Annotated in this window: 20 protein-coding genes and 1 tRNA gene; 8 read left to right on the top strand and 13 right to left on the bottom strand. The window is 60.2% G+C overall.

Features of this window, described 5'->3' with window-relative positions; genetic code table 11:
- Nucleotides 1-24: 24 nt before the first annotated feature.
- From HX898_RS11870 to HX898_RS11860, 3 genes are all read left to right on the top strand, one after another.
- On the top strand, nucleotides 25-1,044 hold the full coding sequence (locus HX898_RS11870) for a Gfo/Idh/MocA family oxidoreductase (RefSeq protein WP_094086672.1): 1,020 nt from the start codon (nucleotides 25-27) through the stop codon (nucleotides 1,042-1,044).
- A gap of 56 nt (nucleotides 1,045-1,100) precedes the next feature.
- The gene (locus tag HX898_RS11865) at nucleotides 1,101-1,430 is read left to right on the top strand and encodes a MurR/RpiR family transcriptional regulator (RefSeq protein ID WP_094086673.1); all 330 of its coding nucleotides are present in this window, start codon (nucleotides 1,101-1,103) and stop codon (nucleotides 1,428-1,430) included.
- A gap of 175 nt (nucleotides 1,431-1,605) precedes the next feature.
- Nucleotides 1,606-2,472, top strand: coding sequence for a DUF937 domain-containing protein (locus HX898_RS11860; RefSeq protein ID WP_138328941.1), 867 nt, complete (start codon nucleotides 1,606-1,608; stop codon nucleotides 2,470-2,472).
- A 264-nt stretch (nucleotides 2,473-2,736) separates the two neighbouring features.
- On the opposite strand, the gene HX898_RS11855 is transcribed toward HX898_RS11860, so the two are convergent.
- The gene (locus HX898_RS11855; protein ID WP_138328942.1) at nucleotides 2,737-3,036 is read right to left on the bottom strand and encodes a DUF1127 domain-containing protein; all 300 of its coding nucleotides are present in this window, start codon (nucleotides 3,034-3,036) and stop codon (nucleotides 2,737-2,739) included.
- A gap of 213 nt (nucleotides 3,037-3,249) precedes the next feature.
- On the opposite strand from HX898_RS11855, the gene HX898_RS11850 reads away from it, so the two are divergent.
- Nucleotides 3,250-4,206 (top strand): LysR substrate-binding domain-containing protein, encoded by a 957-nt coding sequence (locus tag HX898_RS11850; RefSeq protein WP_138328943.1) that lies wholly within the window; start codon nucleotides 3,250-3,252, stop codon nucleotides 4,204-4,206.
- A 6-nt stretch (nucleotides 4,207-4,212) separates the two neighbouring features.
- Here the strand turns inward: HX898_RS11850 and HX898_RS11845 are convergent, their stop codons facing one another.
- The 6 genes from HX898_RS11845 to HX898_RS11820 form a co-directional block, all read right to left on the bottom strand.
- Nucleotides 4,213-4,854 carry a TetR family transcriptional regulator gene (locus HX898_RS11845; protein WP_138328944.1) on the bottom strand — a complete coding sequence of 214 codons (642 nt, stop codon included), beginning with the start codon at nucleotides 4,852-4,854 and terminating at the stop codon, nucleotides 4,213-4,215.
- Between the two features lie 214 nt (nucleotides 4,855-5,068).
- Nucleotides 5,069-8,119, bottom strand: a complete 3,051-nt coding sequence (locus HX898_RS11840; RefSeq protein ID WP_246697906.1) for an autotransporter domain-containing protein — start codon at nucleotides 8,117-8,119, stop codon at nucleotides 5,069-5,071.
- A gap of 329 nt (nucleotides 8,120-8,448) precedes the next feature.
- On the bottom strand, nucleotides 8,449-8,865 hold the full coding sequence (locus HX898_RS11835) for an MAPEG family protein (protein ID WP_138328946.1): 417 nt from the start codon (nucleotides 8,863-8,865) through the stop codon (nucleotides 8,449-8,451).
- Between the two features lie 163 nt (nucleotides 8,866-9,028).
- On the bottom strand, nucleotides 9,029-9,583 hold the full coding sequence (locus tag HX898_RS11830; RefSeq protein ID WP_180194735.1) for a hypothetical protein: 555 nt from the start codon (nucleotides 9,581-9,583) through the stop codon (nucleotides 9,029-9,031).
- Between the two features lie 2 nt (nucleotides 9,584-9,585).
- On the bottom strand, nucleotides 9,586-11,070 hold the full coding sequence (gene guaB, locus HX898_RS11825) for an IMP dehydrogenase (protein WP_128440017.1): 1,485 nt from the start codon (nucleotides 11,068-11,070) through the stop codon (nucleotides 9,586-9,588).
- Between the two features lie 276 nt (nucleotides 11,071-11,346).
- Nucleotides 11,347-12,339 (bottom strand): MBL fold metallo-hydrolase, encoded by a 993-nt coding sequence (locus tag HX898_RS11820; RefSeq protein ID WP_138328948.1) that lies wholly within the window; start codon nucleotides 12,337-12,339, stop codon nucleotides 11,347-11,349.
- Nucleotides 12,340-12,590: 251 nt separating this feature from the next.
- On the opposite strand from HX898_RS11820, the gene HX898_RS11815 reads away from it, so the two are divergent.
- Nucleotides 12,591-14,015 (top strand): DHA2 family efflux MFS transporter permease subunit, encoded by a 1,425-nt coding sequence (locus tag HX898_RS11815; RefSeq protein ID WP_180194734.1) that lies wholly within the window; start codon nucleotides 12,591-12,593, stop codon nucleotides 14,013-14,015.
- A gap of 111 nt (nucleotides 14,016-14,126) precedes the next feature.
- Here HX898_RS11815 and HX898_RS11810 read toward each other — a convergent pair whose 3' ends face one another.
- From HX898_RS11810 to HX898_RS11800, 3 genes are all read right to left on the bottom strand, one after another.
- Nucleotides 14,127-14,510: a VOC family protein gene (locus tag HX898_RS11810; protein WP_180194775.1), complete on the bottom strand. Its 384-nt coding sequence runs from the start codon at nucleotides 14,508-14,510 to the stop codon at nucleotides 14,127-14,129.
- A gap of 156 nt (nucleotides 14,511-14,666) precedes the next feature.
- Nucleotides 14,667-15,386, bottom strand: coding sequence for an RlmE family RNA methyltransferase (locus tag HX898_RS11805; RefSeq protein ID WP_017993025.1), 720 nt, complete (start codon nucleotides 15,384-15,386; stop codon nucleotides 14,667-14,669).
- A 14-nt stretch (nucleotides 15,387-15,400) separates the two neighbouring features.
- On the bottom strand, nucleotides 15,401-16,969 hold the full coding sequence (locus HX898_RS11800; protein ID WP_171599061.1) for a Ppx/GppA phosphatase family protein: 1,569 nt from the start codon (nucleotides 16,967-16,969) through the stop codon (nucleotides 15,401-15,403).
- A gap of 35 nt (nucleotides 16,970-17,004) precedes the next feature.
- Here HX898_RS11800 and HX898_RS11795 point away from each other — a divergent pair, with 35 nt between their 5' ends.
- Nucleotides 17,005-17,232: a hypothetical protein gene (locus HX898_RS11795; RefSeq protein ID WP_138328952.1), complete on the top strand. Its 228-nt coding sequence runs from the start codon at nucleotides 17,005-17,007 to the stop codon at nucleotides 17,230-17,232.
- A tRNA-Gln gene (locus HX898_RS11790) sits at nucleotides 17,212-17,285 on the top strand. Before HX898_RS11795 ends, HX898_RS11790 begins: the two co-directional genes overlap by 21 nt.
- A 169-nt stretch (nucleotides 17,286-17,454) precedes the next feature.
- On the opposite strand, the gene HX898_RS11785 is transcribed toward HX898_RS11790, so the two are convergent.
- The gene (locus HX898_RS11785) at nucleotides 17,455-17,760 is read right to left on the bottom strand and encodes a hypothetical protein (protein ID WP_180194733.1); all 306 of its coding nucleotides are present in this window, start codon (nucleotides 17,758-17,760) and stop codon (nucleotides 17,455-17,457) included.
- 30 nt (nucleotides 17,761-17,790) lie between these two features.
- On the opposite strand from HX898_RS11785, the gene HX898_RS11780 reads away from it, so the two are divergent.
- Nucleotides 17,791-19,767: an acyltransferase family protein gene (locus tag HX898_RS11780; protein ID WP_180194732.1), complete on the top strand. Its 1,977-nt coding sequence runs from the start codon at nucleotides 17,791-17,793 to the stop codon at nucleotides 19,765-19,767.
- 163 nt (nucleotides 19,768-19,930) lie between these two features.
- On the opposite strand, the gene HX898_RS11775 is transcribed toward HX898_RS11780, so the two are convergent.
- Entirely contained in the window at nucleotides 19,931-20,884 is a 954-nt protein-coding gene (locus HX898_RS11775) for a GDP-L-fucose synthase (RefSeq protein ID WP_138390714.1), read from the bottom strand.
- Nucleotides 20,885-21,946: a GDP-mannose 4,6-dehydratase gene (gene gmd / locus HX898_RS11770; protein ID WP_131630351.1), complete on the bottom strand. Its 1,062-nt coding sequence runs from the start codon at nucleotides 21,944-21,946 to the stop codon at nucleotides 20,885-20,887.
- Between the last annotated feature and the right edge of the window lie 67 nt (nucleotides 21,947-22,013).

Below are 22,013 nucleotides of genomic sequence, written 5' to 3'. Positions count from 1 at the left end.
CTCGATACGCACAGGATTGCTGCCATGCCAGCCAACAAACCCGTCAATCTCGGCCTCATCGGCGCCGGCCGCATCGGTTCCTTTCATGGGGAGACCGTGTCCCGCCGCCTCGTCAACGCCAATCTCGTCGCCATCGCCGATCCCGCACCGGGCGCTGCCGCCAGGCTCGGCGAGACGCTCGACGTCGAGACCGCTTATACCGGCGTCGCGGAGCTTCTTTCCCATCCCGGGCTCGATGCCGTGATCATCGCCACACCTGCCCGCTTCCACACCAATATCCTCGTCCAGGCCGCCGAAGCCGGCAAGGCGATCTTCTGCGAAAAGCCGATGGCGCTGACACTGGAGGATGCCGATCGCGCTATTGCAGCGGCACGCGCGGCCAACGTTCCCCTTCAGGTCGGTTTCAACCGGCGTTGGGATCAGGCCTTTGCCGAAGGCCGTGCCGCGATCGACGAGGGAAAGATCGGCGCGCCGCAGCTGATCCGCTCGCTGACGCGCGATCCCGGCCCGTTCGGCGCCGATCCCGATCGCATTCCGCTCTGGACGATTTTCTACGAAACCCTCATTCACGACTTTGACACGCTGCTTTGGCTCAATCCCGGAGCAAAGCCCGTCGAGGTCCATGCAATGGCCGACGCCCTCATCCGGCCGGATGCCCGGGAGAAAGGCTTCCTCGATACGGCTGTAGTGACCATCCGGTTCGACAATGGCTCGATCGCGGTCGCCGAGGCAAACTTCTCCGCCCTCTACGGCTACGACATTCGCGGCGAAGTCTTCGGCTCCGGCGGGATGGTCACGATGGGCGACGTGCGCCGCTCTAGCATGACGCTCTTCGACGGCAATGGCGTCTCGAACGACACATGGCGCCGCGACACCGAGCACTTCGTTCACGGCTATACGGCCCAGCTCGCCTCTTTCGTTCGCGCCGTTCGTAACCGTGAACTACCCAAAGGGCCGACGGGTACGGATGCTCGCAATGCACTCGCAATCGCGCTTGCCTGCATCGCATCGGTTTCGAAAAAGCAGGCAATCCCGCTGGACTGAAGGCCAACCGCGGTGCGTCCGGAGCCGGCGCACTGCATCTCGAAGGAACCGCGGTCATGAATTCTGAGGAAAATCTCAAGCGGCCGACCGATCTGACCGAACTCAAGGCCATGATCGTCAAGACAGGCTTGACGCTGCCCGAACAGCAGGAACGCGCTGCCCGCATGGCGCTCACAAATCCGGAACTGATCGCGTTCGGGACCGTCGCTTCTGTCGCGCTCAAGTGCTCCGTCTCCCCCTCCACCGTCGTTCGCGTTGCCACCGCTCTCGGATTTGCGAGCTTTCGCGACTTCAAGACATTTTTCCGGCAGCATCTGAAAACATCCCGCCTTGCCGAGCAGAGCATAAACACTGCCCGACACGCGCCTCCCATCCCGAACCGATGATGTCCTAAAGCGAGAGGGCCGGCGGCGGTGTTCCACTGATCTGCCGCTGAGGCTCGACCGCATGCTCCAGCAAAAAAATTCCTCCCTAAGTTCTTATGGCAAAAAGCCGTTTGCACATTACCATTTCCGGATATAGTGACGTGACACGCGTCACGACTCGGGGAAAGGGACCTCCATGCTGCCACTCTTCGACATGATGATGCAGGCGCAGAACGGCGCGGCGATGGAGGCGATCGCCCGGCAGTTCAACCTTGCGCAGGAACAAGCGACGAAGGCAATGGCGGCGCTGATGCCGGCCTTTTCCGCAGGGCTGAAGCGCAGCACCAGCAATCCCTATGATTTCGTCGGGCTGATGCAGGCGGTCTCCTCCGGCAATTATGCGCGATATTTCGAGGATATGAACCGGGCGTTCACGCCGGAGGGCATTTCCGACGGCAACAATATCCTTGCTCAACTCTTCGGTTCGAAGGAGGTTTCGCGTGCGGTCGCGGCCCAGGCCGCGCAGATGACCGGCATCGGCCAGGATATCTACAAACGGATGCTGCCGGTGCTCGCCGATACGCTGATGGGCGGGCTGTTCAAACAGACGACCGGCCAGATGGCCTCGCCGGTCAACCCCTTCGTCAACACCGCGATGAACGAGACCATCCAGAAGTGGCTGGAAAGCACCGGCTTTGCGCCGAAGCCGAAGACCGCTCCGGAACCCAGCATCTTCGACAATCCCTTCACGCAGGCGATGCAGCTGATGTTTTCGGTGCCGAAGCCGGAAGCGACATCTCAACCGAACCCCTTCCTCGACAATCCCTTTGCCAAGGCGTTCCAGGAGATGATGGGCGGGCTCGGCCAGCAGCCGGCGGCCCCGACCAAGACCAAGACGCCGGAGGCGCCGAAGGAAGAGGCGAAGCTCAATGCCGACAGCTATACCGAGATGCTGAACGCCATGTTCGACAGCGGACTGGAAGTGCAGAAGAACTACCAGAGGAACCTGGAAGCGATCTTCGAAACCTATCGGCCGAAGCCCTCCTCGGACAAGGGCGAATAGCGCTCTAAAGCGCGACGCGATCTTTCAGATTCGCTTGCCACGCTTTAGGTGGTTGGTTTCGCGCATGTCGTTGCCGCAAAACCGCGGCACAGTTTTGCGCGACATGCTTTAGATTTTTGCGCATGTCGTTATCGCAAAACCGCGACACACTTTTGCGCGACATGCTTTAGCGCATAAAAAAACCCGGAGATGGCTTGGGAAAGCCGATCACCGGGTCAAGCGGCAGGGCTATTGGCTATCACCCTGCGGGGAAACTCGCCGCTCCTACTGTTCGTAGGAGCGGAAGAGCGACAGGCGCCAGCGATTGCGCGCCGAGCGCGTCAGATGTTCCGACGGGTCCTCGAAAAAGGTCGACGCCAGGAACGCGGAGGTCAGGTCGGCCCTGCTAAGGCCGATATCCCTCAGCTGAGCGTCGCTCAGATCGTGCAGCGTGTTGATCTCCATCCGATTGCGGAACCCGCGAAAGAGGGAGGTCAACGGTGCGAGGCCTGCTGCCAGACGCTGGGGAAACGTCGGGGTGAGCTTGCCGCAGTCGAGTTCTATTGTTCTGTCTGTCATCCGCATGGGACTCTCCTTTCTTTCGATTTCTTTCAGGCGCGCAACAACCCACCCCTCCCGCGAGGTCGTGCGGGAAGGAGCAAGGCTGAATTCGCTCGGACAGGCAGGGTGTCTGTCCTTCACTTTGCTTGATTTGCATCCCGAAGATGCCAAAGACCTATTGATCAGTCCAACGAATGTTTCTAATGATTATCATCAGCTATCTTTATGGGTGACAACATGTCCGCGCCTCTTGATCTCGACCAATTGCAGACTTTCATCGCCATCGTCGATTCCGGCAGCTTCACCAAGGCCGCCGACAGGGTCTACAAGACCCAATCGGCCGTCTCCATGCAGATGCGCCGTCTCGAGGAGCGCATCGGCAAGCAGCTGTTCATCAAGGACGGCCGCGGCAACCGGCTGACGGTCGAGGGCGAAAAGCTGCTCAACTATGCCCGGCGCATCATCCGCCTCAACAATGAGGCGATCGCGGCCTTCGACGACAACAGGCTGGAAGGGACGCTGCGGATCGGCACGCCTGATGACTATGCCGACCGCTACATGCCCGAGATCATCGGCCGCTTCGCCAAGACGCATCCGAATGTCGAGCTCTATATCGTCTGCGAGCCCTCGGTGGATCTTGCCGAACGCATGCATAAGGGCGAGCTCGACATCGCGCTCGTCACCCACAATCCGCGTGAGCGCATGTCCGATGTGGTGAGAACCGAGCCGCTCTGCTGGGTGGGTTCGGCCAACCATCCGATCCGCGACGACGCGCCGGTGCCGCTTGCCGTCGGCCGGCGTGACTGCCAGTGGCGCCAGCTCGCCTGCTCGGCGCTCGATGCTGTGGGGCGCGAGCACCAGATCCTGTTCACCAGCTGGTCCTGCACCGTCGTTGCCGCTGCTGTGCTTGCCGGCATGGCGGTTTCGGTGATGCCGGAATCGGCGCTGCGGACGGGCATGAAGGTGTTGAGCCAGGCGGACGGCTTCCCGGCGCTGCCGCCGGTGCAGATCGGCATCATGAAGCGACCGGGCGTTTCGCTCTCGCTGATGAACGCGATCACCGCGCATATCACCGCCTGCCTCGACAACATCACGCCCACTGTCGTCGACGACAGCCTCGAGGCAGACGTCAAATCTACCCAGGCGCGCCTTTATCCGCGGCTGAAGGCGGCCAATATGGTCCCAAGCTGGTAGCCGCTCTCAGGCGGCGCGCGGCAGGGTCGTGGCGAAAAGGGAGGCGCGGATGACGCGCTTCCACTCATCGAGCATACGCCGCGCCAAGGCCTCCTCGCTGACGGCGGCAAGCCGGATGACGGCGCCGATCAGGTGGCTGAATAGGTAAGTGCGCGCATACATTTCTTCGTCGCAAAGGTCGGGAGCCAGCTGACGCACGGCGTCATGGAAGATGCCGGCGACGTGACCGCTGTGCTCGATATTCAACTGCAGCAGATCCTGATCGGTCTCCGTTCCCATCCAGACACCGAGATAGACGGGATCGTTGTGGTAGGAATCGTAATACCAGTCGATGGTGGCGCAGACGACGTCCTGCGCCTGGTCGAGTGACTGAACGTCGGCAAACATCGCCGCCATCTTCGCCTGGATCGCCGAGGCGTGCTGGTCGAACAGGGCTTTGACGATCGCCGCCTTCTCCGGGAAATACTGGTAGACCGAACCGATCGGCACCTTGGCGGCGATGGCAAGTTCCGTCATCCGCATGGCGCTGACGCCCTTTTCGGCGATGATCTTGGCGGCGGCGGCGAGAATGAGGTCCAGCCTCTGGATGCTGCGCTCCTGCTTCGGCTTCCTGCGCAAGCCGATCCGATCCATGCTTTCCGCGCCCATGTCGTTCCCATTCTTTTTGTTCGCGCCGGAAGGCATGACATGCAGGTCTTCATCGGCCGTAAATGGAAACACTCGCATTTTAACGACCGGCAAAAGCGTATGAAAAACGGGGCTCTACGGCATTATGCTGCAACTCAAAGTGTTGCAATGTCCTTACGCGCCTGAAAAGACGCGGGGGCGCTGCAATGCATCTCGTATTTAAATCGGGACGTTTCTAGAATTTCACCGACAGCGCCGCTTTAACCCCATGCTGCTGCGCGTTATCGGCAATCTGGCCGGAATAGGCGATGCCGAGGATGGCGCTTCCGGTGAGGTCGAAGTCGAGCCCGGCGTCGAGAACCAAGGCGTTCTCTGCCACCGGCACGCCGGCGACGGTGAACGCGTCGCCTCCGGCAAAAGCCTGCGTCGACAGCGGAACGATGTCGCCGGCGGCGTGCCGCCAGCCTGACATGCCGCGCAGGGTGGCGTTCGTCTCACCCAGGCGGATCTCCATTTCAGCATGCAGCCCAAGCGTGGTGATCGTGGTGTTGGTCATGCGGCTGGAGCTGTGGAGCGCAGCCGCCCCGCCCTCTTCGGTGAAACCCGCCGTTCGAATACCCACATGAGCGAGATTGACGAAGGGCTCGAAAGAGGCCGCCGCCGTATCAAACTGATAGCCCAGCTCCGCAAATGCCTGCAGCGTGCCGGCATTATAGCTCGCTTCCAGCCTGTCCTCGAAGCTCCCGATAAAGACGCTGCGGCTGGTCTCGATCTCGTGCCACGTATGAGCGATGCCGGAGCGGAAGACGAGACCGCCCCATTGCGTGCCGGCGTAAAGGCCGAGGTGATAATCGTCGCTTGATCCCGATGAGCTCCGGTGCCTCGGATCAAATCGGGAATTGCTGTAACCGGCCATCAGGCCGAGCCTGACGTCATCGAACATGGCGTCGACGCCAGCGAGAAACCCGCCGGTCTGGTGGTTGAGTGTGGCGGCATTGCCGTCCGTGCGCGTCTCGCTTGCGCCGCCAAAGGCCGTGCTCCAGAAAACCGGCGCGTCCGAAGGATCGGCAGCGACGAGTTCCGGGCCGCCCGGCCAGAAAGCCTGAATCGGGATCACGCCGGCACCGGCATCGCCGAACGCGGAACGCAGGCGCTCGTTGGCGGCCTCGCGGACAAAGAGGCTTTGCGTGATCAGCGCCGTTTTGATCGAGGCATGGATTTCACCGGAAAGCGCGTCGTAACTGGCCTGGATCAGCGGCTCGTCATCGGGCAATGTGACGATGGCGTCGTAGATATCGTTGCCAGTTCCGAGATTCTCTGCAGCCTCTGCCGCTGCCATCTGGTTGCGCGACCGGGCCATGTCGCTGAAACGCACGTCGTTGCGTTCGATTTCCAGATAGACGTTGTTCGGATCATAGGACAGATTCGCCGAGAGGAAGGCATAATCGGACGTGACGGCGCCGAATGTTCCGTTGATCCCGCCGGCGGCCGTCAGGATCGTATAGGTCGAGAAAGGCTGGTAGTCGCCATTCATCCCGACATGGGCAACGCTGGCGCCATTGAGGAACGCGATGCCCGTGACCGAGATTAAATCGCTGGCAGTGCCAGCCGGATCGACCTCGACCTCATAGGTGGAACTGGGATTGAGGGTGAGGTTGCCGCCGATGGTCAATGTTCCGATGGAGTTGCCCGGCGCGATGGTGACGCCCGCGCCGGCGGTCACCGTACCGATATGACCCGACCCGGCCAGCGTGCCGCCCGTCATCATCAAGATGCCGCCAAGGCTGCCATTGACGATCAGGCGTCCGTCCGAAACCGTGGTCGTGCCGGCATAGCCCGAACTGTTGCCGGTCAGACGCAAGGTGCCGCTGCCCAGCATCGTGACGTCGCCGCTGCCGGAGAATATACCGCCATAAGTGGTGTTGCTCGTCTGATCGAGCGTGAGTTCGGCGCCGCCGATGGCGATCTCGCCGCCGCTTCCCGAAAGTTCTCCCATGGCCAGGTCGAAGCCGCCGAGATCGAGTATGCCGCCATTGACCGCATAGGCGCCGTTCTGCACGAAGGCGCTGGCGCTGCCCGCCTGCAAAGTGCCGGCCTCGACCGTGGTCACGCCGCCATAGCTGCTGGCGCCCGACAGCGTCAGCGTGCCGGCGCCCTGCTTGGTCATACCGCCAGCACCTTGCAGATCCGTCCCAATGCCGATGGCAAAGCCGTTGGTGTCGATAAAGGCGCCGCCCGCATCGAGCATGACATCTCCGGCGTTGAACCCGCCCAGGAAATTCGCCTCATTGCCCGTTGCACGCAGAATACCGCCATCGAAGACGAGGCCGGCGTCACCGGCGCCCCTGTCGATATAACCGGTCTCCAGGACGCCGCGTCCGCTTCCGGCGCTGCCGACAAGTTCTACCGTTCCCGTGGCGCCCGAATCGTCGGCGATGACAACCCCGGAAGCCGAAATCATGCCGCCGTTCTCGACCGTCACGCTGCCCGAGCCGAATTCGCCGACAAACAACGCGCTGGAACTGATCCAGCTCGATCCCGTGCCCGTCACGCTGACCACGCCGCTGCCGTTCGTACTGAAGCCGACATAACCCAGGCTGCCGGTGACCGAGCCGCCGTTCGAAATGGTCAGTGATCCCGCGCCGGCCGTGCCGACCGAGACTTCGGTGGAGTTGCTCCAGACCGAGTTCGGGCCGGTAACGATGACCTCGCCGATGGCGGTGGAATCATTGCTGATATAGCCGGACGCGCTGTTGACCGTTCCGCCATTGGAAATGATCAGAGTACCGGCGCCGCTATCGCCGATGGTGAGATCCTGCGAATTCGTCCAGGTCGAGCCGCTGCCTGTCACCGTCACCGTGCCGCTGGCAGCGGCGGAGAAATAGCCGATATAACCGTTGATATTGTCGACAGCACCTCCGTTTTCGATGGTGAGCGTGCCGGTGCCTTCATTGCCGATATAAAGGTCGTCGGCATTGGTCCAGGTTGAGCCTGCCCCCGTGACCGTCACCGTGCCGCTGGCGCCCGGGTCGACGCCGAGCACGCCGATGTCATTGCTGACGGCGCCGCCATTGCGGATGATAAGGGCTGCGTCGTCGCCGTTCTGGTCGCCCACGAGGAGGTCGGTATTGATTGTCCATGGGCTCGGTTGCGTGCCCGGGCCGGCACCGCCCGGATCGTTGCCATCGACGATCTCCGTGTCATTGCCGGTGATGACCTGCGCCCATCCCGGCTGCACGGCCAGGACCAGCGCCGCAGTGCTCGCCAAACCCGCAAGTCGCAGCATGGCCATCCCATGGATTGCCGCTCCACACATCCTTTCGCCCATGCTCGCTCGCAAATCGTCCCCACCGTCATTCGCTCGCGCAGAAATAGACCAATCAATTTAAATATTAGTAACCATGTTACTGAAATATTCATCGGCCGCGGGAACAACAGCCTTACGTCGCACGCTTTAGGCGCATGTTTTGACTGGTCCACCGCCTCTTCACTGTGAAAGCAATATCGTTGGGAATGACTCATCGTCCGGCGGCCATTTAGGCGCCGATGCCGGCATTTTGCGTCGTCGGCCTGCAACACTTACGGGCAAATGATGGGGCGGCAGCGCCTGTCGCCTCAGCTCATCACCATCCATGCGGCAAGCCAGACCCACATGGCGGCAAGCACCAGGTAACCGGCAGCGAAGATCGGGCTGCGATAACGCAGATCGTTGCTGGTGACATGGATGGCGGCGTGGGCGTAGCGCAGGGCGACGAAGATCCAGGCAAGCCCGACGGTGACGATATTGTCGGCGTCCGCGATATAAAGAAGAATGCAGCAGACATGGAAGAGCACAGGCAGTTCGAACTGGTTGGCGAGGCAGTTCTTGACGGCAAGGCTCTCGGCCGGCTCGTCACGGTTTTCGCGATAATCCGATTTCGCGATGCTGCCGGCGCGGAGCATTTTTGCGCGCCGAAGCCCAAGAAGCGCATAAAGACCATAGACCAGGGCCACATGGGCGAGGAGTGGCCAGAAGATTTGATAGCCGGTCATGTGTGGCCGTTTCCTTTCCGCTTCCGCTTTCGTCGCGAGCATTAGCCGAAAGGGGAGCTGGATACCAGCATAGGGCAACGCCCCATCGGCACCTGCGTCGCTAAAGCACGTCGGCACAGGTGTCCCGGCTTTTCGACATGGAGCTGGATGGAATAACGGCGCCTCAGTCCTGGCGCGGCGAGAGCCAGCGGGCAATTGCAAGCCGGGCGATGACGATGAAACAGATGGCGAGGCTTGCGAATTTCAGCCGCGTCATCCACGGCAGCAGGTGTGTTGCAAGACTTGCGGACGCACCCTTGCCGAAGGCCATAAGGCTCGAGATGTTCTCGGCGTAGTCGGCGATGCCGTAAATGAACGGCAGCAAGTAGACCGCCTTGCCAATGACCGGATGCACCGATTGGCCGAACCACGAACCGACAGGACCGAGCTTGAGGAAGGCGAGGAACAGCAGCGCCGTCAGCAATGCCGGAAAGATCAGCTCCGGCCCGAAATACATGGCGCGCAGCAGCCCGGTCGCCGTCTCGTTCTCATCGAGCAGCTTCTGCATGTGGAAGACCGCCGACTCGTCGTAACCGGCGAAATAGGTGTCGAGCACCGCCTGGCCGGTCTCGTGCTTGAACGGGACGACGAAGCCGAAGGTCGTCCAGGCGAGCACGGCAAGACAGAGAGCTGCGAGCAGCGCGACGATCCAGAGAGGAATCCCGCTGCCCGCCTTCATGATCAGAGGCCAGCGCCCGGATAGTTCGGGCTCTCGCGGGTGATCGTCACGTCATGGGCGTGGCTTTCGCGAAGGCCGGCACCGGAGATGCGCACGAACGTGGCCCGCTCCTGGAAATCCTTGAGGTCCTTGCCGCCAACATAACCCATGGCCGCCTTGAGGCCGCCGGCGAGCTGGTGGATAACGCCCGAGACCGGCCCCTTGTACGGCACCTGGCCTTCGATGCCCTCGGGCACAAGCTTCAGCGTGTCGCGCACCTCGGCCTGGAAGTAACGGTCGGCCGAGCCGCGGGCCATGGCGCCGACGGAGCCCATGCCGCGATAGGCCTTGAAGGAACGTCCCTGGTAGAGATAGACCTCGCCCGGGCTCTCATCGGTGCCGGCAAGCAGCGAGCCGATCATGACGGCGGAAGCACCGGCGGCGATCGCCTTGGCAAGATCGCCGGAGAACTTGATGCCGCCATCGGCGATGACGGGCACATCCTGATCATTTGCGGCCTGCACCGCCGACATGATGGCGGCGAGCTGCGGCACGCCGACGCCGGCGACGATGCGCGTCGTGCAGATCGAACCCGGACCGATTCCGACCTTGACGGCGTCCGCGCCGGCATCGATCAGCGCCCTGGTGCCGTCATAGGTGGCGACGTTGCCGGCCATGATGCGCACCGAATTGGAAAGCTTCTTGACGCGGGTGACGGCATCGAGGACGCGCTGCGAATGGCCGTGGGCGGTATCGACGACCAGAAGGTCGACACCGGCCTCGATCAGGCGTTCGGCGCGCTCGAAGCCGTCGTCACCGACGCTGATGGCGGCGGCGGCGCGAAGCCTGCCCTGCGCATCCTTGGAAGCGTTCGGGTTCAGCTGGGACTTCTCGATGTCCTTGACGGTGATGAGACCGACACAGCGGCCTTCGGTGTCCACGACCAAGAGCTTCTCGATACGATGCGAATGCAGCAGGCGCTTGGCCTCCTGCTGATCGACGTTTTCCTTGACGGTGACCAGATTGTCCTTGGTCATCAGTTCATGGATCTTCTGTTCCTGATCGGAAGCGAAGCGGACGTCGCGGTTGGTCAGGATGCCGACGAGGCGGCCGGACTTCTCGACGACGGGGATGCCGGAGATGCTGTAGGACTTCATGAGCCCGAGCGCATCGGCAAGCGTCGCATCGGGGCCGATCGTCACCGGATTGACGACCATGCCGCTTTCAAACTTCTTCACTTGCCGGACCTGCTCGGCCTGCTCGATCGGCGTCAGGTTGCGATGAATGACGCCAAGGCCGCCGGCCTGGGCCATGGCGATCGCCAGGCGGCTCTCGGTGACGGTATCCATCGCTGATGAGATGATCGGGATGTTGAGTTCGAAATCCCGGGCGATGCGGGTGGAGATATTCGTCTGGCCCGGCATGACCTCGGAATGTCCCGGCTGCAGCAGCACGTCGTCGAAGGTAAGCGCGTCTGCGCCGGTTGCCGTTTCAATGATGCGTGCCATGGCCAAATTCCTTCATTTAATAAAAATGCGACCCTGTCCGGAAACGAATCGTCCGCCCCGGCGGTCTGCATGGGTTGCTTGGAAGTTGGCGAGGGCTGGTAACACGTCTATGACAGGAAGGAAATAGCAAAAAGCCCGGCCTGCCCGCCCGGCTCGTCATGGGTGCCATGCGCCAGGAGCATTCCGGGAATAACGCTAGGCAATTTTCTGTCCAGAACGTTGTAAAAACAATGTTATCGCGGTTCAGCGCTTCCGTGAAGGCTGAACCGCTTCGGATCAGATGTCGAACTGATAGGTCTTCGGCACGAAACGGTACCCGCCATCCTGCCGCTCGACGAAGCCGACTGCCGGGAACGGCATGTGGTAGCCAAGGAAGGCGATCTTTTCGCTCGCAATCATCTCGAAAACCTTGCGGCGGGTGGCGGCTGCCTGCGTCTTGTCCATGTCGAAGCGCACCTCCCAATCCGGCCGCAGCAGCGACAGGATATAGTGGTTGGCGGTATCGCCCGTGAGCACAAGGCGCTTGCCCTCGGATTCGACGTGGAACACCATATGTCCCGGTGAGTGGCCGGCCGCCAGCATCGCCGTTATGCCGGGTGCAAAGCTATCACCCTCCTTGAGGAAAGTGGTCTTTTCGGCAAGCGGCACCACATTGGCGAGCACCGCCTTGTGACCGCCCTCAGCCGGCGTACCCTCACGCGCCTTGTCCGACCAGAAGTCATATTCGGCCTGGCCGACGACATAGCGGGCATTCTTGAAGGCAGCAGCACCGTCTTCCATCAGGCCACCAATATGATCGCCGTGCAGATGGGTGAGCGCCACCAACGTGACGTCGTCGGCCGAATATCCCGCCGCCTTCAGGCCTTCGGTCAGTTGGCCGGCCCCACGTGCGCGGCCGCCAGCGCCGAAGCCGGTATCGACGAGGATGACATCCGAACCGGTATCGATGAGAGCCGGCATATAGCCGTTCATGAACTTGTCGGCCGGCAGGAAGTTTGCGGTCAGCAATGCCTTGACGGTTTCGGGATCCTGATTGGTGCCGAAGGTTTCATAGGGCTTTTCGACAATGCTGGTGCCGTCACGGACGACGGTGAACTTATAGGAACCGAGCTTGAATTGATTGATCTCGGGCAAAAGCGTTCCATCCATATGATTGCTTTCTCCAGTTGCGGCCGCTTCGGCCTTCTCTCTTAAAATGACCGGCGCCGCGAGCAGGCCAAGGCCTGCGGCAAAAAGGGTACGTCGTTTTATTCCCGATGAAATTGCCATATGTCCATCCTCTTATGACGTGCGGTGCGTCGCCGCACGGCCCCCAGTGTCGATTCCGACCGGATTTCTTGCCCCGGCCAAGTAAACATATGTCAATCTTGACTGGCGACGTTGTTGCGCAAGCCGTCTCACGCAGACGTGAAGCAAACGTGTCGTCGACCCGGATTTGGGGATTGGCAGAACCCGCCACTGGGACTAAACAGCACGGGCCTTTCCAGCTCCAATCCGCTGCCCCATCAAGGCTCCCGCCTATGAATCGCATCGTCCCGCTGATCCTCGCCGTCGCCCTTTTCATGGAACAGATGGACTCCACCGTCATTGCGACGGCGCTGCCGGCGATCGCGGCGGATTTGCATGTCGGGCCAATCACGCTGAAGCTGGCGCTGACCTCCTACATGGTGGCGCTTGCGGTATTCATCCCGGTGAGCGGCTGGATGGCCGACAGGTTCGGCGCCAAGAAGATCTTCCGGCTTGCCATCTCAGTCTTCGTCATCGGCTCGATCCTCTGCGCAATCTCGTCCAACCTCGTCGAATTCGTGCTTGCGCGCTTCCTCCAGGGCATGGGCGGCGCGATGATGACGCCCGTCGGCCGCCTCGTGCTGGTGCGCACCACCAAGCGCAGCGATCTGGTCTCGGCCATGGCGCTGCTCACCATCCCCGCACTTGTCGGCCCGCTCACCGGACCGCCGCTCGGCGGCTTCATCACCACCTATTTCAGCTGGCACTGGATCTTCCTGATCAACGTGCCGGTCGGCATCATCGGCATCTGGCTTGCGACGATTTTTCTGCCGGAGGTGGAAGCGACGGCGCCGCCGCGGCTCGATTTCACCGGTTTCGTGCTGACCTCGCTTTCGGCCGCGGGTGTCGTCTTCGGCCTGTCGGTGGTCAGTCTGCCGGCCCTGCCCCCGATCATAGGCGTCACCGCCACCTTGATCGGCGTGCTTTGCGGCTTTCTCTATGTGCGCCATGCCAAGCGGCATCCGGCGCCGATCCTCAACCTCAACCTGTTCAAGAACCCGACGTTTCGAACCTCCACCTTGGGCGGCACGCTCTTCCGTATCTGCGTCGGCGCCATGCCCTTCCTGACGCCGCTGATGCTGCAGCTCGGTTTCGGGCTGACGCCATTCCAATCCGGCCTCATCACTTTTGCCGGCGCGATCGGGGCGATCACCACCAAGTTCATGGCGAAGCGCGTCTTCGCCGCCGCCGGCTTCCGCACCACGCTTCTCGGCGCCGCCATGGTGACGACCCTGGTGACTGTCGTCACCGGCCTGTTCACGCCGTCGACGCCGCATCTCGTCATCATCGGCGTGCTGCTGCTCGGCGGCTTCTCCCGCTCCTTCATGTTCACCGGCGTCAATGCACTTGCCTTCGCCGATATCGACGATGCGGAAGCAAGCCAAGCGACATCGATGAGTTCGGTGATGCAGCAGGTCAGCCTGGCGCTCGGCGTTGCGGTCGCCGCCGCGATCCTGGAGAGCTCGATCTATTTCCGCGGCGAAGCGCTGCAAGTGGCCGATTTCCACCTCGCCTTCTACATCATTGCCGGACTGACGGTCATTGCGACCATTCCCTTCATCCGGATGGACCGCAATGCCGGCGCACTCGTTTCCGGCCACCGCTTGAAGACGATAGCGGCAGCAACTGTCGAAGCCGAACAGCACGCGGTGAAATAAAGCATGTCGCGCAAAAGCGTGCAGCGGTTTTGCGGTAACGACATGCGTGGAAACAAAGACCTAAAGCGCGAGGAGCGAATCTGAAAGATTGCGACGAGCTTTTGGCAGCCGTTAATGCGGGTTTTCGCAGACGGCAGAGAGCTTGTTGCCGTCGAGATCACGCACATAGGCAGCGTAGAAATGGGCATGGTAGGAGCGCAGGCCGGGCTCGCCCTCATCGACGGCGCCTGCCGCGATCGCCGCCGCATGGAAGGCGTCGACATCGGCCCGTGTTTCGGCTGCAAGTGCCACCATGGCGCCATTGCCCGAGGTCGCCCGGCGGCGATTGAAGGGCGTCACCACCCAAAAGCGGCAGCGCGTATCGCCCTCGGCGGCATAGCCGATTTCCTCTTCGGAAGAGCGCTGGCGGCGATAGCCGAGGGGAGACAGCACGGCATCATAAAAATGCCCTGCGCGATAAAGGTCGTTGGTTCCGAGCGTGACGTAAAGAAGCATGGGATCAGGTTCAAATCCTTGCAGCGCCGCGCGTCCTTTCAGACGCGCAAAGGACGCGGCGACGCTTTCCATTGCTGCATATCTTATCCTCAAATCGATACCGTTTTAAGGAGTTATGCAGTCGATCGCCATCATCCGTCAGGACCGACCCGAAGATCAAGCTTCTTCAGCGTCGCCTTCGGCCTTGCGCCCCTTGAACCCCTTGGCCAGCAGGAACATCTCGACCGATTCGGCGCGCGACGAGTTCGGCTTGACATGGACGACCTGGCGGAAGTTCTGCTTCAGCATGGCGAGCAGCTCACGCTCGGTGCCACCCTGGAAGGTCTTGGTGAGGAAATGCCCGCCTTCCCCCAGGACTTCGACGGCGAAATGTGCCGCGACTTCGCAGAGATGCATGGTGCGCAGATGATCGGTGCGATGGTGGCCGGTGGTTGGTGCAGCCATGTCCGATATGACAAGATCGGGCGTGCCGCCGACCGCCTCCAACAGCTTTTCCGGCGCACTGGGATCAAGGAAATCGAGCTGCAGGATCTTGACCCCCGGCAGCTGGGTCATTTCAAGGAAATCGATCGCAGCCACGCGAATATCATCATCTGTCGAGCCGGTGACCTTGGCTGCGATCTGCGACCAGCTGCCGGGGGCAGCGCCGAGATCGATGATGCGCCTGGCGCCGCGCAGGATGTGATGTTTCTCATCGATCTCCAGCAGCTTGAAGGCGGCACGAGCGCGATATCCCTCAAGCTGGGCGCGCTGCACATAGGGATCGTTGATGTGACGCTCCAGCCACTGGCGGGAGGAGGCCTTCATTTTCTTGTTCTTGACGCGCTGGCCGAGCTTGCGGCCGGTGCGGTTTCCCGCGATCGGTGCCTTGGTCATGCCTATTCCTTATCTCACGATCTCACGCGCTGGCCGCGGCGGTTGCGGTTGCGCCGCCACACGCCGTCATCGGCCATCATGTCGGTGAGCAAGCCTTCCCTCAAGCCGCGATCGGCAACCCGCATGCGCGGGCTCGGCCAGCGGCGGCGGATCGCCTCGAGAATGGCGCAGCCGGCGAGCACCAGATCGGCCCGGTCAGGCCCGATGCAGGGATTGGCGGCGCGGCTTGCGAAATCCCAGGAGAGAAGCTTTGCCTGCATGGCGGAGACCTCATCGTCGGACAGCCAGATGCCATCGACCTTGCGCCGGTCATAACGCGGTAGGTCGAGATGCACGCCGGCAAGCGTCGTCACCGTGCCCGATGTGCCGATCAGGTGAAAGTCGCCGCTCTGGGCGACCTCGATCTCCGGGCAATTGAAGCTTCCAAGCATGCCTTCGACTTCACGCACCATGCCTTCGAAGGCCTCCGGCGTGACGTCGTGCCCGCCATGGCGCTCCGACAGGGTCACGACGCCGACCGGAAGCGAGGTCCAGTGGGTGATGTGATTGGCAAGGCGGCTGAAGCGATTGTCGCCAATACGGATGACGGCAATCTCCGACGAGCCGCCGCCGATATCGAAAAGCACGACGGAGCGCGTCTCGCGACCGACCAGCGAGGAGCAGCCGGAGACGGCAAGCCGCGCCTCTGTCTCGCGATCGATGATCTCGAGCGCGAGGCCGGTTTCGGCAACGACCCGGCTGAGGAATTCCTCGCCATTGACTGCCTGGCGGCAGGCTTCGGTGGCGATCAGCCGCATGCGGCGGATCTGCCGGTTCCTGAGCTTGGAGGCGCAGATCCTCAGCGCCTCGATCGCCCTCTCCATCGCCTCATCCGACAGACGGCCGCTTGCCGCAAGGCCTTCGCCGAGGCGCACGATGCGGGAAAAAGCATCGACGACGCGGAATTGACCCGGACGAGTCGGCTGGGCAATGAGGAGGCGGCAATTGTTGGTGCCGAGATCGAGGGCGGCGTAGAGCTCCTCCGGCCACACATGCTCGCCGGCCTGACGATCCCCCGGATGCCCGGAATGGGACTGGCTTTCCTGGCGGCCCCTGCGGTTGGCGCTTGCGCCATTCAGTGCTTCACGCAGTTCGGCCCTGAGCACGGTTTCTTCTGCGCGGCTTTCCTGCTGCTGGGCGCCTGATGGTTTTGCCGGTGTCAGCGGCCGGCCCTGCAGACCGCGCTTGCCGCGGTTTTTGCGGCGATTGCGACGGCTCGGCGCTGAATCGCTATCGGAGCGGACAGCATTGCCTGCCGCTGCCGTCTGTTCCATTGCCTGGGGGAGAGGTGAACCATCCTGCACGGCACCATGGCCGCCACGACGGCGACGCTTGCGCTTGCGGGCCGGATTCCCGGCTGCATCTTCCATCGGGCGCGCAGGCTGTCCGGCACCGCCGGAAGGCTCATGCGAAGCGGGATGAGCCGCGTTGCGGGATTGCCCGCCACGTTTGCCCTTGCGGCGCCTGGACTTCTTGCCGTCCTTGCGCCCTGCCGCCGACGCCCCGTCAAATTGCGGCTTTGCGCCGCCTTCGGGGTCTTCCACGTTCTTTTTCCACCGCGCCGCGCAAGTCTTGAGATATGCAGCAGGCGCTCATTCGATTTTTGCGTTGCGGCAAGAATATCAGCGCCCGCCAAAATCACCAAATTCTTTTTTGGACAGGGGATTTGCAGCGGTTTCATGCCTTTCGCACAGCACTGAATTTTTTCAAAACGGGTATTTGCAATCTGCCGGCTTTTGGTTATAAGCGCCGCACAGCAGCCAAGCCATGCTTCGGCGGCAACTGCTGGGGAATAGTTCAATGGTAGAACGACGGACTCTGACTCCGTTAATCTTGGTTCGAATCCAGGTTCCCCAGCCAATATTTCACTAAGCGATTGATTTTACGGCAAAACGGGTTTGCTTTTATCTGCCCTCCCCGTCCCCTCCTCCAATGCCTGCTTCCTTTTCGCTGCCCTGATCACTTGGATCGATTGGCGCAGCATGTCGGCGAATCCGACATCCTGCCTCGGGCGAGCATCTTGCAGCATCTACGCATTACACGCGCCCATTTCGATCTCTTTTGATTTCGGGCGCGCCGTGGTGGGCAGCGATGGTAGCGCTATTGGCGTCGGCCTGACGTCTTCTGGCTTCTGGAACGGCCCATCGACAAAATTGGTCAGCGACTGGAAAAACAAATGCAAACTAATGAGGGTTCCGGAATGCTGATTTACAACAGCGCAGAAAATAAAGATTGAAATCGGCCCCGCCCACAAATCTTTTATCAGGCCACACTGTTCTCCCTCCAAGATCTCTGTGTTAGGCACCCCAAAAGCGCCAATCTTGCGCGCGACCAAAGTACGCTCTCGATATCGAAGGCAGGCACATTGAAGGTTTACCGACCAGAGATTGATGGCTTACGGGCCATATCGGTGATCGCGGTCATTCTTTACCACGCCGGGTTCACGGTTGCCGGCCACACGGTACTTCAGGGCGGATACATTGGCGTCGACGTATTTTTTGTGATCAGCGGCTTCCTGATTTCCCAAATTTTGTTGACGGAAATCGAAGCAACGGGGCGTATCAATTTCGTTAAATTCTATGCTCGGCGCGCGCGGAGAATTTTGCCGGCGTTGTTCGCAGTCATTTTTGCGACAATTCCCCTCGCCTATTATTTTTTGTTACCATTGGAACTCACAGACTACGCGAACTCCATAGGGTCGTCGCTCCTGTTTGGATCGAATATCTATTTTTATTTTACTGCGGCTCTGTACGGGGAGCCCAATACCCTTCTCAAGCCCTTTCTTCACACCTGGTCGTTGAGCGTCGAAGAACAATTTTATATCGGCTTTCCGGTCTTATTGCTGATCGTGCGCCGATACTTGAAATCAAAATTCTTGCCATACGTGTTGCTCGTGGCAGCCCTCAGCTTTGTATTGTGTATCGTGACGGTGCGGCATGATCCGCAACAGGCCTTCTACTCGCCACTCACCCGGGCCTGGGAACTGCTGGCCGGAACACTTCTCGCCTATCACGAAGTGAGGCGTGGACGAACCCGCCCTCGGCCGTTACTCGCGGCGGCCGGGCTTATCCTCGTTCTTGGCTCACTCATCTTTTTTGGAAAGGATACGGTTCATCCTGGCCGGTTGACTTTGATCCCAGTCATCGGGACCTGTCTGGTGCTCGCATTCGCCGGTCAGCAGAACGCAGCCGGGCGCCTGTTGGCTTCTCGGCCTGCGGCGCTCACCGGATTGGTATCCTACTCTTTATATTTGTGGCATTATCCGGTCTTTGCCTTCTGGCGGTTGACAAGCTTGAATTTCGACAATGGTGACAAGCTTCTCGCCATCGCAGTGACGGTCTTGGTCGCGGTCGTCAGCTTTGTCGTCATCGAAAAGCCCCTTCGCCACACCAGGAGAAGCCGCGCTCTCTGGATCACCCTGAGCTTATCCGTTGTCACCATCACGGCTGCTGTCCTGTCAGCAATCACTATGGCCGGTTTTCCTCACAGGCTGGATGAAGTCTATTCACCTCTCGCGCAGACGAACGAAGCACGGCTCGAAAGCACTTTTCTAAGCCTGAACGACAACATTCAAGCTGGGAAACCAATTATCTTCATCATTGGGGACTCGCACGCCAGAAACTGGTCGATCGCGCTAAAAAATTACATCGATACCGACCGATATCAAATCGTGGCAATCAGCTACTTGAACTGCATGGTGGAGATCAAGAACGATATCGTTAAGGCCCCCTCTCGGGCCAGCATTTACGATAAATACTGCATTCCCTTCGAAAAATATATCAACGACAAGTCATTGCTCAGCCGAACGAAAGCGATCTTCCTCACGAGCCTTCGGCCTTTCGAGTACACCGTCAACCCCTTCCGGTTCGAGCTTCTTTCCTGGATGAAAAGCCACTCGGATGACGCGCGCATTTTCGTTTTCGGAAATTATTTCCAGCTCGACGAATCGCACTCGTGCCTAGGGCTCATGTTTCAGAGAAAATCCGATGCCTCTATATGCCTGCGGGAAGCGACCTATCCGCCGGCCAACCAGCCTTTAGAGCAACTGCCATTTTTCCCATCCGATCTTGCGTTCACCTACGTCGATATCGTCAAGCTTCACTGCGATTACGACAAGGAGAAATGCCTCACGAGCAGCAGGGGTGTTCCGTTCATCACAGACTGGAACCATCTGACAGCAGAATTTCTGACGACCCTGATTGGTGACATTCTGGAAAAGAGAACCGCCGACCTACGGGGCGACGGTCTCCTCGATTTCCTGGTACCGCCGCACGCCAGGCAATCCGAACGAACTGCAAGTTCTCAGCCGAACGCTGGTCGAACGTCTTCCGCTTCTCCATGAGTTTGAGCGGACGGACGCCGGGAACGACGGTAAACTTGGTGTTCAAGTCCGGATCCTCGGCATACCCCATTGTCTCGATCAAGGGTAGCAGCAACGTCGCCTAAAGCTGACGGCTCACACGTCACGCCAATCACCGCCCTTTGGAGTTTTGGATGCCCGACAGCTATTGTCGCGCTACGGCGGCTTTGCCTTCGAACTGCAGGAACCAATCATACACTGCGCGGATACCTTCCTCCAGCGAGATGCGTGGCTTCCAGCCCATGTTCTTCAGCTTGTCGGTGCTCATGAGCTTACGCGGCGTCCCGTCAGGCTTGGAGAGGTCGTGGGCAATTTTTCCTTCGTAACCGACAACACGGCAAACCAACCGCGCGAGCTCGATGATTTCAATGTCCTCTCCCGAACCGACATTGACGTGCTGCGCGTCCGAATAGTTCTTCAACAGGAAAACCAGCGCATCAGCGCAATCGTCAACGTGGAGGAATTCCCGTCGTGGCTTTCCGGTTCCCCAGATGGCAATTTCGGATGCCCCCGTCACCTTTGCGAGGTGCGCTTTGTGAATTAGCGCCGGCAGAACGTGACTGGATTGCAGATCGAAATTATCGCCCGGACCATAGAGGTTGGTGGGCATGGCAGAAATATAGTCGCGTCCGTGCTGCTTGCGGTAGGCGTCGGCCAGCTTGATCCCGGCAATCTTGGCTATAGCATACCACTCGTTGGTCGGCTCAAGCGGTCCGGTCAAAAGCGCATCTTCAGAAATCGGCTGCGGCGCGAATTTAGGATAAATGCAGCTTGAGCCCAGAAACAGAAGCCTGTCGACGCCGTTACGATGCGCGGCTTCGAAGATATTGGCCTCAATAATCAGGTTATCGTAGAGGAAATCGGCCGGGAAGGTATCGTTCGCAAGAATACCGCCAACCTTTGCAGCAGCGAGGATGATCGCATCCGGTCTGTTCGTCTGGACGAATCTCTCGACCTCGTCCTGCCGTTTGAGATCAAGCTCCTGTCGCGTTGCCGTGATGACAGTGCAATTTTCTGAGTGAAGCCTGCGCACAAGCGCGCTGCCGACCATGCCGCGATGACCGGCGACCCAGATTTTCTTGTTAGACAGGTCGGACACTCAGATCTCTTTCCGGCTGTTTTGAGCCTTCCAGTGCTTGACATCCTCCCGCACCATTTCGGCGGCGAGTTCGCGAACCGGGGTCTTGTGGTGCCAGCCCAATTTCTGACGTGCCTTGGTCGGGTCGCCAAGCAAAAGGTCGACTTCCGTCGGGCGGAAATACCGCGGGTCGATTTCCACAAGGCAGGCACCGGACGCGGCGTCATAACCCTTTTCGTCGACGCCGGACCCCTTCCATTCCAAAGCAATGCCCACGTCGGCAAAAGCCCACTCCACAAACTGGCGGACACTCGTCGTCTCACCGGTCGCCAAGACGTAGTCATCCGGCTTGTCCTGCTGCAGCATGCGCCACATGCCCTCGACATATTCACGCGCGTGGCCCCAGTCACGCTTGGCGTCGAGATTGCCGAGGAAAAGCTTATCCTGCCGCCCCAGATGGATGGCAGCCACCGCCATCGTGATCTTGCGCGTGACGAAGGTTTCGCCGCGAAGCGGGCTTTCGTGATTGAAAAGAATGCCGTTCGACGCATGCATGCCGTAGGCCTCGCGATAATTCACGACGATCCAGTAGGCATAGAGCTTGGCTGCGGCATAGGGAGAACGCGGATAAAAGGGCGTCTTCTCGTTCTGCGGCACTTCCTGCACAAGACCGTAGAGTTCCGAGGTCGATGCCTGGTAGAATCGGGTCTTTTCCTCGAGCCCCAGGATACGGATCGCTTCGAGCAACCTCAACGTCCCGATGCCATCGGCATCCGCCGTATATTCAGGCGTTTCGAAGCTGACACCCACATGGCTTTGTGCGGCAAGATTGTAGATTTCATCGGGCTGCGTCTGCTGCACGATCCGCAGCAGGTTGGTCGAGTCGATCATATCGCCATAGTGGAGAATGAAGCGAGGATGTGTCTCATGCGGATCCTGATAGATATGTTCGATGCGGCCGGTATTAAAAGACGAGGACCGCCGCTTGATACCGTGCACCGTATAGCCCTTGCTCAGAAGCAATTCGGCCAAATAGGCACCATCCTGACCAGTCACCCCAGTAATAAGCGCGGTTTTTGTCATTTTTTCACATCGTCGTTCGATACAATCTTCGGGTCGTGTTTATGGAAACGACCGAACGAGTGCAACC

The organism is Rhizobium sp. WYCCWR 11128 (assembly GCF_013416305.1).
Taxonomy (GTDB): Bacteria; Pseudomonadota; Alphaproteobacteria; order Rhizobiales; family Rhizobiaceae; genus Rhizobium; species Rhizobium indicum.
This window is presented reverse-complemented; position numbering and strand designations above follow the sequence as displayed.

Bases quoted from the DNA above. Each gene is read 5' to 3' on its own strand.
- HX898_RS11870 (WP_094086672.1), top strand. From the start codon at position 25: ATGCCAGCCAACAAACCCGTCAATCTCGGCCTCATCGGCGCCGGCCGC.
- HX898_RS11865 (WP_094086673.1), top strand. From the start codon at position 1,101: ATGAATTCTGAGGAAAATCTCAAGCGGCCGACCGATCTGACCGAACTC.
- HX898_RS11860 (WP_138328941.1), top strand. From the start codon at position 1,606: ATGCTGCCACTCTTCGACATGATGATGCAGGCGCAGAACGGCGCGGCG.
- HX898_RS11855 (WP_138328942.1), bottom strand. From the start codon at position 3,036: ATGCGGATGACAGACAGAACAATAGAACTCGACTGCGGCAAGCTCACC.
- HX898_RS11850 (WP_138328943.1), top strand. From the start codon at position 3,250: ATGTCCGCGCCTCTTGATCTCGACCAATTGCAGACTTTCATCGCCATC.
- HX898_RS11845 (WP_138328944.1), bottom strand. From the start codon at position 4,854: ATGGGCGCGGAAAGCATGGATCGGATCGGCTTGCGCAGGAAGCCGAAG.
- HX898_RS11840 (WP_246697906.1), bottom strand. From the start codon at position 8,119: ATGCTGCGACTTGCGGGTTTGGCGAGCACTGCGGCGCTGGTCCTGGCC.
- HX898_RS11835 (WP_138328946.1), bottom strand. From the start codon at position 8,865: ATGACCGGCTATCAAATCTTCTGGCCACTCCTCGCCCATGTGGCCCTG.
- HX898_RS11830 (WP_180194735.1), bottom strand. From the start codon at position 9,583: ATGAAGGCGGGCAGCGGGATTCCTCTCTGGATCGTCGCGCTGCTCGCA.
- guaB (WP_128440017.1), bottom strand. From the start codon at position 11,070: ATGGCACGCATCATTGAAACGGCAACCGGCGCAGACGCGCTTACCTTC.
- HX898_RS11820 (WP_138328948.1), bottom strand. From the start codon at position 12,339: ATGGCAATTTCATCGGGAATAAAACGACGTACCCTTTTTGCCGCAGGC.
- HX898_RS11815 (WP_180194734.1), top strand. From the start codon at position 12,591: ATGAATCGCATCGTCCCGCTGATCCTCGCCGTCGCCCTTTTCATGGAA.
- HX898_RS11810 (WP_180194775.1), bottom strand. From the start codon at position 14,510: ATGCTTCTTTACGTCACGCTCGGAACCAACGACCTTTATCGCGCAGGG.
- HX898_RS11805 (WP_017993025.1), bottom strand. From the start codon at position 15,386: ATGACCAAGGCACCGATCGCGGGAAACCGCACCGGCCGCAAGCTCGGC.
- HX898_RS11795 (WP_138328952.1), top strand. From the start codon at position 17,005: ATGCAGCAGGCGCTCATTCGATTTTTGCGTTGCGGCAAGAATATCAGC.
- gmd (WP_131630351.1), bottom strand. From the start codon at position 21,946: ATGACAAAAACCGCGCTTATTACTGGGGTGACTGGTCAGGATGGTGCC.